The sequence below is a fragment of the Streptomyces sp. H27-C3 genome (assembly GCF_030063415.1).
GTDB lineage: Bacteria > Actinomycetota > Actinomycetes > Streptomycetales > Streptomycetaceae > Streptomyces.
Genome location: NZ_JASITA010000034.1, coordinates 1 through 11,450 on the forward strand (window position 1 = coordinate 1; position 11,450 = coordinate 11,450).

General features: G+C 64.7%; 4 protein-coding genes and 3 pseudogenes. All 7 read right to left on the reverse strand.

The window, feature by feature from the left end; genetic code table 11:
• Positions 1-128 precede the first annotated feature (128 nt).
• Positions 129-416, reverse strand: a pseudogene (locus QMK30_RS28190) (lyase family protein); the annotation flags it as partial.
• A gap of 134 nt (positions 417-550) precedes the next feature.
• Positions 551-727: pseudogene (locus QMK30_RS28195) on the reverse strand (transposase); the annotation flags it as partial.
• A gap of 9 nt (positions 728-736) precedes the next feature.
• Positions 737-1,129: a hypothetical protein gene (locus QMK30_RS28200; RefSeq protein WP_283521153.1), complete on the reverse strand. Its 393-nt coding sequence runs from the start codon at positions 1,127-1,129 to the stop codon at positions 737-739.
• 73 nt (positions 1,130-1,202) lie between these two features.
• Positions 1,203-7,268 carry a DNRLRE domain-containing protein gene (locus tag QMK30_RS28205; protein ID WP_283521205.1) on the reverse strand — a complete coding sequence of 2,022 codons (6,066 nt, stop codon included), beginning with the start codon at positions 7,266-7,268 and terminating at the stop codon, positions 1,203-1,205.
• Between the two features lie 1,460 nt (positions 7,269-8,728).
• A complete protein-coding gene (locus QMK30_RS28210; RefSeq protein ID WP_283521154.1) occupies positions 8,729-9,556 on the reverse strand; it encodes a glycoside hydrolase domain-containing protein in 828 nt (275 codons plus the stop codon).
• Between the two features lie 357 nt (positions 9,557-9,913).
• Positions 9,914-10,387: a DDE-type integrase/transposase/recombinase gene (locus QMK30_RS28215; RefSeq protein WP_283521206.1), complete on the reverse strand. Its 474-nt coding sequence runs from the start codon at positions 10,385-10,387 to the stop codon at positions 9,914-9,916.
• Positions 10,388-10,412: 25 nt separating this feature from the next.
• Positions 10,413-11,388, reverse strand: a pseudogene (locus QMK30_RS28220) (transposase); the annotation flags it as partial.
• Positions 11,389-11,450: the final 62 nt, after the last annotated feature.

The window sequence follows — 11,450 nt, forward strand, 5'->3', positions numbered from 1 at the left end:
AACCGCCCATGCACCTCCTTCAGCCCCGCCGCCCACCGCCACACGTCACCGACTTCGAGATCCCCACCCATGACAGGAACAACGACCACAACGACACACCGTCACGCCAAACACGGTTGCAGTACTAGGGCGAGATCCGCGAGCGCCTCGGCGATCCTGATCAGGTCTGCGCGGATCAGCCGCACCGCCCGTTGCGCCACCATCATCATGGCGGTGTCGAAGATGTCCTGGCTAGTGGAGCCGCGATGCACATACTCGGCCGCCTGCGGGTCGTCCGCCGCCACGACTTCGGTGAACATCTGCACCAGCGCCACAATGGGGTTGGCGGAGTCACGGGCCGCCACGGCCAGGAATCTGAGGTCCAACCGGTCGGCCCTGGCCCGCGTGCGGCGCGAGCGGGGAAGCGGGCGGTGCAGGAGGTCGACCGACGGGTGGTGATCGCTGTTCCACGAACATGTAAAGGGGTTCGGGACGGCACCCAGCACCCCGTCCCGCTGACACCCACCCAATGCCACCAAAGCACCCACTCACACCGCTTCTTGAGAATCTACGGCTCGAACGAGCCCGCCCGGCCCCTGAGAACCTCGATCTCGACGCGCCAGACCTCGGTGACCACGGTCTTCGAGCGGGTCCCGTTACGGGTGTTGCTGCTCGCGGCCTTCACGTGCTTCTCGTGCCTGAGGTGGTCGGTCATCTCGCCTTCGAGGGCAGACTCGAGGATCTCTCTGATGGCTGTTCAGGAGCCGAGAAAAGCCGTTCCACCGGCGATGAAGATTGCGGTGAGCAGAGAGGAGACTCCCGGCACGTATTTCGACGCGCTATGCACACCTTGTTCGTCCTTGAGGCAATACATGATCAAGGATCGACTGGTCATTCCGAATGTGAGTGGAACCATGAGCGTCTTGAGTTCATCGAGATCCGCATGGGGGTACCGTCCCGTCATCAACTCACCTATGAGAACCCCGAAGATGGAGCCGAAAGCGACAGTAACCGGAAGTTCGAACCTCAAAATCTTCCGCTTTCGGGCATCGCGGCGTGCTCGAATCTTAAGGAAACAGTAGGCGGCCAGGGTAAGGGTCGCGATGGCGAGCGATGCGATGGCGGCGAATTCCCAAACGCCAGTAGACATGAGGTTCCTTCATTGTGGTAGCGGTCACCGCCCCGGAGACTCAGACTGAGTCTCCGGGGCGGCAGTGATCATGCTAAAGGACTGCTCCACAGTCTTCTTGGACTGAAGAAATTCCCATGAAAGTGGAGATGGCCCCACCTATGAGACCAGCCACTCTCTTCCAGTTGCGCCTTGGCTTGTTCCGGAAGGCTTTGAGGAGCTTATAGGTTCGCTTGATGCCAACCTTTTTGATCACCTTCACGGCTTTTCTGATCTTCAGTGCCCATCCCCACGCGGTGAACCCGATGACGACGCCGAAGATGGCGTATGCGCACTTCCAGAGCGCCCACACCGTGTTGTTGGACCACCACCACTTGCCGTTCAGGTCGTACATGGTGATCGGGTCAACCGGGTAGCCGTAAGCGTTCGAGCCGCCGCCTGTAACCGGGTCCGCCTGCAGGAACCGCCCCGTGGCCGAGTCGTACAATCGCGCACCCATGAGGCTGAGTCCGGAAAGCGTCTCGCCCGAGCGCTGCTCTGCTCCGAGCCATCCGTACCGCGCAGGCACGCTATCCGCGCGCACATTGCCGTACTCGTCGGTGTCCAGGACGGTCGGCGCCTTGGCGGTGTCGAGCGGCAGCTGGATGGCCACGTCCCCGTGGATATCGCTGAGCTGGAGAACTGTGTCCCCGGTCTTGCTGGTGGTAGCGGCGAGGCTGCCACCAAGCGACTCCACATGACGAGTGACCGCACCCGTAGCGGTGTCCTCAACAGTCCAACTGGGCTTATCACAGCCGCAGTCGTAGTGGTTGACCTTCGCCTTTGTCTGGGACCATGTGCCGCCGCTGTTCGACTCAACGGTCCAGGAACGGATGCGCTGGGAGCCGTCGAGCTTCCAGGTCTGCCGCTGGCTGCCCACCGTCTCCTGATAGATCCGGTCGTTGTTGTAGTAGCCGAGGGTCACACCGCCCGACTTGGCGGTGGTGCGGCCGAAGGCGTCGTACGTGTAGCCAGTGTTGACCTGCCGGTCGGCGCTGTCATTGGTGTAGTTGGTGGTGCTGCCTGCCGTGGTCGGGCAGTCCGTGCCGGGGGTTCCGGTCGCGGAGGTGCGGGACGTACGGTTGGACCGTTTGTCGAAGACGTATGTGCGCTTGGTGCAAACGGTCTCGGCGGTGTCCTCGACGGACGTCAGTCGGCCGATCGCGTCGTACCGGTAGGTCTGCTCCGAGATCTGCGCGTCCGAGGTCACCTGGCCGTGAATGGACCGGGTGGTGGTGTCGGACTGCACGATCACGCTGTCGCTGTCCCGCGTGTAGGTGCGGTCGATCGGGGTGCCCGAGGGGTCGATGGAGTGCTTGAGGGCGTAGCCTCCGGGCAGCTTTTCGCCCACTACGACGCCGTCTCCGTCGTACGACGCGGTGAACGTTCCCGCCACGGAGTCCACAGCCTTGGTGACGAGGCCACGCGGCTCTGCCGTGTGGTCGTAGCTGTATGTCACCGTGGACGGAATGTTGTTACCGCTCTTGACGGGTCGGTTGAGAAGGTCGTACTCGGTGGTGGTGACGCCGCCGTCAGCGTCGGTGTACGAGATAGCGCGGCCGAGGTTGTCGAACACCGTGGTCAGTGTTCCGCCGGTGGGAGACACGGTCTTGATCTCACGACCGGTCGCCGTGTTGTACTCGGCATTGGTTTCCGGTGCGGTCTGGCCGACTCCGCCCGTGATCTTCACCGAGTTGACACGCCCCGCCGCGTCCGTGGCGACTGTGGTGGTACGGGTCGAGTTGTTGGCCGTTTCAGTGGTCTTGGCCGCGAGGCCCCACCAGTCGTACTCGATGGTCTTGACCGGCAGCTGGGAAGGATTGGAACCGCCGCCCGTGATGGCACCGGCCGGCCCGGTGGAGCACAGCATGTCGGCCCATTCGGGACGGCCGGAGCAAGCGCCTGTACCTGTCGCCGACCAGTAAGCAGTGATTCGTGTAGTGGCATCGGTGCCGTTTCCACCAGGCTGAATGACCTTGGTTTCCCGGCCCTGGGCGTCGTACTCGGTGGTCTCGGCGATCGCCAGTCCTGCGGGGTCCTCGATCCTCTTCGTGGGCATGCCCTTAGCCCAGTCGTAGACCGTTTGTACTTCTCGGCTCTCGCCCTGAACGCCCGGGTGCTCGCGTACCTGTGCACCGGTGATGACCTTGGTGATCTGGTCCTTGACCACGGCGCTGCCGTCGGTCGGACGTCCCTCGTCGTAGCTGTTGACGGTCCAGGATCGCGCGGTGACCGACGTGCCCGAACCGACGAGTATGGTGCTGCCGGACTTCAGGTCCGCTGTCAGGTCGACCCGGCGAAGCGGGCCGTACTCCTCCAGCTCGCGGGTGCCCTTGACGTCGAAGACCGTACGGGTGGAGACCAGTTCAGCGCGCTCGGCCGTAGGCAGGTCCGCGATCCCGAGGTCGCTGCGGGTAGCGATGTCATTGGCCGAGGTGCCGACGGCGACTTCTCGGTTGGCGCCTGTCAGTTCACGGACCGTGTTCCCGAAACGGTCGTACTCCGTGGTGGCGATGTGGCCGCCGGGAGCAGCCTTGTCGACCGTACGGCCGGAGGTCCCGAGGTAGTGGACCGTCGCCCGGTTGTAGTCACCCGAGCCGAGCGACGAACCCGCGTGCGCAGCGGGAACGGAGTCGGCAGGGAAGACGGCGGTCGCGTCCGTGGGGACATCGCTCTGTCCCCAGGCCGTCACATTGGAGGCTCCCATTTTGTAGGGGGCGCTCGTGCCAGTGAGGGGGACGTCGTAAACCACGGAGGTGACGGCCTCACCCTCGATCGTGGCGGCTGTGCCCTGCTTCAGCGCGGCTCGCGAGGCCTTGAGCAGCATGCCATCGCCTGCAGCGCTGCTTGACCCCGCCTTTCCGTAGGTGAAGGACCACGCCAGCTCCCCGGGAGGCGTCACCTGGATGACCCGGCCGGCACTGTCGTAGCTGTACTTGGTCGTCAGGGCCGGGGAGATTTGAGTGTCCCAGGTTTGCCGCAACCGTCCGGAAGCGTCGTAGGCGTAGCTTTGCACGGCCTTGGCTGTCGCCGACGTGGCGCCAGAGGCAGTGGACCGCAGCCGGATCTCCTTCACCTGACCGTCGAAGTCGCCGAAGGTGCTGTCAGTCGCGGTCGTCGAGGTGGCGTACACGTACTCCAGTACCCGGCAGCCCTTGGTGGACGGATCTGCCTTGCACGCCGCAACCGTGGTGGCCGATGTAGGGGCGAAGACCCGCTCAGGACGGGCGAGTTCCTTTCCTCCAACCGTGACAGTCTTGGACTCGATGCTGGTGGTCGACTCGGTCTGGCCATCGTTTTTGGTACTGCTGATCTGCCAGGTCGTGGCGCCGCTGGGCTTGGTGAACTCGGTTGAGGTGCCCTCGGTGTCATACAGGGTGAAGCTTCCGCTCGTGCTGCCCTTGAGCGTCAGTGACTCCGAACCGGGTTCTGGTATCCAGCCGGTCTTGTCCGCAGTGGCGGCGAAGTGGATCGCAGAGTCGTCCGACGTCACCACGTCCACCGCAGTATCGGAAATCCTGCGAAGGTAGCTGTAGTCGGACTCAGTGAGCTCAGCAGTCGTGCCGCTGACCCACTCCTTGCCGAAGATGGACACCTGGCCTTCCTGCGTTGCACTGGGGGTGCGGGAGGAAGCAGAGCGTTCCACGGACAGGCCGAAGTTCGAGACGTCGGTCTCGGACAGCGAATAGTCGCCCGTGAGGAGGTTGAGCGAACCTGGGCCAACGGCCTCGGCCGCAGCTCCGTCGGCGTTGCGGTCCACAACGACCGTCAGCGGATCCGTGCTACCTGACGCACTGCTTGGGCCGGTGAAGTCAGCCTTGATCTCGACGCTGCCGTCAGGGTCGACGGTGTCAGTGGTATTCCAGATCAGAGGGGCGTTCTTGCCGTTCGTCAAAGTGACGGGCCATGACGTCAGAGCCTGCCCGTCCTTCGTGACATGGCCAGCCGGGATCTGGATCCACGCGTCGGCCGCAGACCGGCGCCACGAGAAGGACACGGAGTCATATTTGGCGGCGTCGGCCTCGGCTACTAGCGACAGACGGCGTGCTGTGCGCTCTCCTTCGCTTGGCTGGACGAACCCACCCTGGCCGACGTGGAAGTCGTATTCCACAGCCTCGGACTTATTGTCCGCCTTGTCGACGGCGCGGGCCCGAAAGGTGTGGTTACCGTCACGGGACGGCGTGACGGAGATGCCCTTGGCAGCAGCAGAACCAGCTGTGGCGACCTTGGTCCAGGTCACGCCATCCAGTGACCACTCGAGCCAGTTGTGGTCGGCCGCGGGCGGAGTCACGTTGAACGTTCCGGTCTGGCCCGCGCCCTTGACCCAGGAGCCAGACGGATAGTCTGTTGACGTGATTCCGGTCGGGGCAGAGGGGGCGGATGTGTCGACCGTAAAGGTCTTCCAGGCCGACCAGCCCGGGTTGTAGCTGGTGCCGTCATACGGACTGGTGCGGAACTTGTAGGTCTTGCCATTGGCCAGGACCGTGGCGGGGACGGTCACCGAGGCGACCTTGCCGGAGGGTACGTACGGGGAGACGATGACGTCGCCGGCCTGGGTGTTGGTGGCGTTGTCGAATATCTGGAAGGTGCCGTTGACCTTGTCACCGTTGGCGTCGACGAAGGTGTCGCGCAACGTGGGCGTTGTCGTGTTTACGGTGTAGGCGCCGCCGTAGGAGAAGTACGGCGGGCCGGCCTCCTGTTTGGTGCCGGTCCGCGGCCGGTAGTTGTAGTTGACCACCAGCTTGGGCGGGTTCGAGGCGGCGTTGGCGGAGTTGACCCGCTTCCACTGCGCGGTATCCGTTTCACTTGTGGCGCGCAGGCCCATGTGGCCGCGGGTGGCCTTGGCCGAGGCCCATTCCTGGACCAGGGTGTCGATGTCGGCGTTGATCCAGCCGTCCGGGGCGGTGGTGCAGACAGGGTTGCCCTTGGTCTCGGTGGAGGTGGCCTTCTTCGCCGTCATGGCCGGCCGGTTCGTCCAGCGGCTGGCGGTGGTGGATGCGGGTGAGGACCAGACTTCCCACGGCTGTGCTGTGCACGCGGTGTTTCCGGAGTGGAAGTTCCACAGGCTCAGCTTCGCGTCCAGGATCAGCGCGTCCTGGATCGGTTCGGTGTTCCAGGAAATGAAGGACTGCGCGGTGCGAGGCGTTCCGTCGCCGTTGGTGGTACCGGGGTTGCCGAGGTCAAGCTCGGTGTCGGCCGACCAGTCGACGGTCTCCCCCTGCTGGACGTAGGTGTCGAAGACATTGGATAGCGCCGAGGTGGATGGATCGACTGTGACCGGGTACTTGGTCTTCTGGTCAGCCAGGAACTCGGCGTCCGGTGTGACGACGAGGTCGATGGAGGAGCCCTTGATGACTGCCTTCATGCCGACCTTGACCCGGCGGGTGTGCTCACCGGAGGACGGATCCACGGTGGCGTCCCACATTACGGGGGCCGGCATGACTGCGGTCTTCTTGCTCTTCTTGTCGGTGAACAGCACGCTGCCGTCGGCCTGCTGCTTGGCCTTGAGGCCCTTGGTCTTCAGCGGCAGCGTGTACGAGAAGCCTTCGGCCGTCGGCTTCTTCTTGATCTCGACGAACTGCTCGAAGCCGGTACGGGTCGCCTCAACGACGACGTCCGCGCCGGGAACGGCCTCGGCGTATTCAGCCCGCGTGCCGTCCAGCTTCGGGGTCGGCAGGCCTCCCTTCCACTGCAGAGTGATCTGCTGGTCACCCTCACCGAGGGTGACCAGGTCGACTGCCTTGCCCGCCTGAGACGCCTTGAGCGAGGTGGCACGTGTGCCCGTCTTGCCCGAGAGCCTCAGACCCCCGGGGTGCGCCTTCGGCTCGACCGCACCAGACTCACCGGTCACCAGGTTCAGGTCGACATCGCGCCATCCACCGGTGGCATCGTCCTTGAATCGGACGGGACCCGCGGCAATCTCGGTGGTGAGGGAACCATTCTTGTTCACCCACGTCGTGGAGGTTTCAGTGCGCTCGGAGAGCGCCTCCACCCGCTTGCCGGACAGGCGGGCCGCCACTCGGGCCGAGGGAATGTCGGCTGCCTGGGTCACCCCCGGCTTCGGCGCAGCTTCCTGGGCCTGGCTCTGCGCCGCGAAAGCGGAACTTGTGCCGTCGAGCATGGTGACGGCCACGGCCAGGGAGAGACAGCCAGCAATGTAGCGGCTGCGCCCCCCGGCCCAAGGCTGTTCACGCCATCGTGGCGCGAACGAACGTATCTTCATCAGTTCCTCGGTCTCTGGATGCATGTGAAGACACCGTGTACGGGCAGTGTCGACCAGAACGGAAACCTATCCGGTGCGAAATGCCGCATAGCGCGCCGAAGTTGACGTAATGATCATCAGAGTTCCAACTCAGGGAGTGACGTCTGTCACGCGATGCGCCAGTTTGGTGCGGTGCCACCCCTGCGGTGGCTGGACCAGAGGTCAGGTAAGCCGCTGCGTGACGTGACACTCCGTCACCCGCGCCTACGGCTTCGGAGGGTGAGGGCGGGCTGGATGGGAAGCGGAACCTTGCGAGGCGTCGGTGATCTCGGATTGCGCGGGAACATGAACGCATGAGATGCCGACAGGCGCCTGAGGCCTGCCGGCATCTCATGTTGACGGAGCCGTTGTTACTTGATGTGGGTGATGCCGTCCGTCATAAAAATGAGCCGGCCGCTCGTACCGACTACGACGATCTTGAAGGCTCGCTTTGACACTGGCAGCCCCACGTCTTGATGAAGACCGTCTGGCGGAACTGCGTGGTTGCAGATTTCAGTTCCGCAGTGGTGCCCTTCACCCCGTCTACGCAGATCTGCGCCCGCCCCAGGCGCGACACCCTCGTCGGTTACGGGCACGGTCTCGGGCACGATGCCGTTGCGTGCGATGCTCTCGCGGATCAGTTCCTCGGCCCGTACAGCCGATTCGGCCGCCTCGACGGTGTGGCCGACGGTTCGGGGAGGCGGGCTTGTCGTGGTAACCGAAAGTCTCCAGACGCCCGCCTCCCAGCAGGCTTCCCGCTCCGCCCAGCTGCGGCGAGGGCCCAGCGCAGCCTGGCCGCGGTCCACTCCGCAGCGTACGGCGTACTGGCAGTTGTAGCCGCCGGCCAACGGACATTGCGCCGGGTCCTTGTCGCTCTCGGGCCGTCTGCGCCGGTGTCCGGTCTTGCCGCGCCGCAGGTTTCATAGGCCGACAACGCTCCGGCAGCCGTACGGACCCCCCTGCCGCAGTCCGGGCGGGACCCCGTGAAGCTCCTGAACAACTACACGCAGCTGGAGACGATCACCAAGCCGACGTTCCTCGCCGCGGTACGCGACCCTGCTCTCGCGCGACACACCGACGGAACCCTCAGCCCTTCCGTGGCTCGCCACGTGCTTCCTGCCGCTGTATCCCGCCACGGCGTTCTACGATAAGACGCTCAGGAGCGCGGTCACACACGGTGATGGCGCGCGAGATGCCCCGGCAGCGCGGCCTGACATACCCAGCAGCACGGCCGTCCTGGCGTGGACCAGCCCGGACACGCGCTCTCCAGAAGTCAACCGCGGGGCCGGAACGTTCTTTGATGCCTGCCAGTGGCCGGTCAATCGTCGTGCGTGAGGATTTCAGCCGATGATCGCGACAGGAGCGTCCCATGCGTTGCGGTCGACCGTGATGGTGTAACCACCGCGAGTTTCCTTGCTGTTGACCATATACTGGTGGCCGCGGCTGTGGTTGGTGAACTGCGCAGGGTTCCACGGCCAGTCCGTAGTGGTCGTGTTCTTCTGGTCCCACAACGCGTACCAGAGGTTTCCCGGCAGGTCCGTCTTGTTTGGGGCGGTGGCGATGGCCTTGGCGCTGGAGCTGCTGAAGCCGTAGAAGCCACCACGGTAAGTGGCATTGCGCAGCGTTTTGGTGAAGGAGCGCACGTAGGCCAGGGTGGCGTCGTTGCACGCCTTGTCTGTGATGTCGTACGACTCCATGTTCAGGTAGATCGGGCTGCCGGCTTTCATCCCGAGCGCTGACGCCTTGGCCACCGCGTCCTTGGCGTTACTCGCACCGAGGGAGGCGGCCGTAGATGAGGTGAGCCTCTCCGGGTTCGCGCTCTTCTGGCAGGGCGGCTGCGCCCCCACGTAAAGCGGTATGAGCTTCCAGCCAGAGGCGTTGACCGACTTCACCCAGGGCGCGGTCAGGTTGGGCTGTGCACAGCCGCGGTTCTTTCCGCCGATGTAGACGGCGGCGGCACCGTAGGGCCCCGGTTTCCACGCTTTCATCGCGTTGAGCGAGGGCGCGGCGCATGTGTCGAACGCTCCGCCGGTGTATGTCTTCTGCGCAGGCCAGACGGGGGCTGCGGTGGCTGCCTGTGCCGCGAATCCGGCACCTGTGACCACAGCGACACCCGCAGTCGCCCAAGCAATGTAACGGCTCTTTTTGGACAACCGGTGTTTAGACATTCCCCACCCCATTCGCAGTGCGGCTCACGGCCGCATTCGACGCGCCCTTGTGGGCGTTTAATGCTGATTCGCGACGGCTATTTAAGCGCGATTTGCCGTATTTACCGCTACCGCACACAGCCTGAAATGCCAGTTCCCCACTCGCAAGGAACCTCCACTCAATTACTAAACCAGACGGAATTCGAGCAGTATATGCGAACTGACCGGGCTCTCGAGTCATCGCCTCGGAGCACGCGAATGCGCCCATTACGGCGGAGAAGGAGCTGGAGGCCACCGCAGAGGCCTTGGAGCAGTTGTGTGACCAACGCGAGCGCCATGTCCAGGTGAAGTTTCCCCGTGATCATGGACACAGTTCTGTTATGCCGCGAGGGCCTGTTCTTGCTGGTAGCGCAGGCGCGTCTCGTGGGGTGTGAGGCAGCCCCAGGTGATGTGCTTGCGGAGTCTGCGGCGGTTGTAGAAGGTCTCGATGAACGTGAAGATCTCGGCGCGGGCGGTGGCCCGGTCGGGCCAGAAGCGGGTGCCGATCTCCTCTTTGAGGACGGCCCAGAAGCTTTCCGCCACGGCGTTGTCGAAGCAGATTCCGGTCCGCCCCATACTTTGCCGGCCGCTCAACTGCCCTATTTTGTCGCGGAGTTGAGCGGAGGTGTATTCGGATCCGCGGTCGGAGTGGATCACGCAGCCGGGTTCCAGGCGGCCCAGGTTCGCGGCCATGTCCAGGGCGTCGACGACGAGGTCGGCGCGATGCTGATCGGCCATCGAGTAGCCGACGATCTCGCGCGTCGCGAGGTCCAGCCAGCCGACGAGGTAGAGCCAGCCCTCGGCGGTGGGGATGTAGACACCTCAGGCGCTCAACGTGTCAAGCAGCTGCGGCGAGAGCGGTCGGAAAGGCCGTGTGTTCGTCGAACAGCGTGTGGTGCTGGAGGCAGTAGTAAAGCTGGCCGAGCATGCGGTTGAAGAGGTTGCGCTGTGCGGCTGCGTGCCAGTCGTTGTGGCCGTCGCGGCGGCGCCGATAGTGGGCCTTGGCGCCGGGTGAGGCGGTGATGGAGGCGAAGGCCCAGAGGTAGCCGGCGTGGTTAAGCCGGTCGTTCTTCACCCACCGGCGGGTGATGCTCGACTTCTTGCCGGAGGCCCTGGTGATGGGCGAGGCACCGGCGTATGCCTTCAGGCCTCGGGCGTCCGCGAAGCGGGTCTTGTCGTCTCCGATCTCGGCGAGCACCCGGGCTCCGAGCTGGATGCCGAGGCCGGGGAAGCTGAGGATGATCTCAGCGTCCGGGGGCTGAGGGAAATCCTCTTCGACCGCCTTGGCGAGGTCGTCAGTCGCGGTGCAGGCGGCCTCCAACTGGACCAGGAGCGCATGCGTCTGCTTGCCCAGCGCGTCCTCGACCAGCGGCGGCTGATGAGCGTAGTCGCCGCGGAAGATGTCACGGAGCCGGTCGCCCTCGGCAGTGATGCCCCGCTTGCGGCCGGCCCGCTTGAGCGCGGCCTCCAACTGCGTGCGGGTCAGCCGCGCGGCCCGGGTCGGAGTCGGGGCGACCTTGAGGAGTTCTCGGGCCTCCGGCCGGCACAGCCCGTTGCGCCAGGGCTCGAAGGCCGCCAGGGCGGCCGGGTAGTACTCCCTCAGCAGGGAGCAAAGCTGGTTGGAGAGCTGTTGCCGGTTCCAGAGTGAGTCCTGCTGAGCGCGGGCGAGGACGGCGATGGCGCGGCCGAGATCGCTGTCCTCGGGCAGCACGGTGGGCGTGCATGTCGGTACGCAGGATGTTCGCCAGGACGAGGGCGTCGCCGGGGTCGGACTTCTTGCGCGAGACGGATGTGCGGTCGCGGTAGCGGGCGGCGGGTGTAGCGGTCCGCCTCGCGTAGCCGCCGGAGACCGTTGTCGAGCTTGCGTACGGCTTTC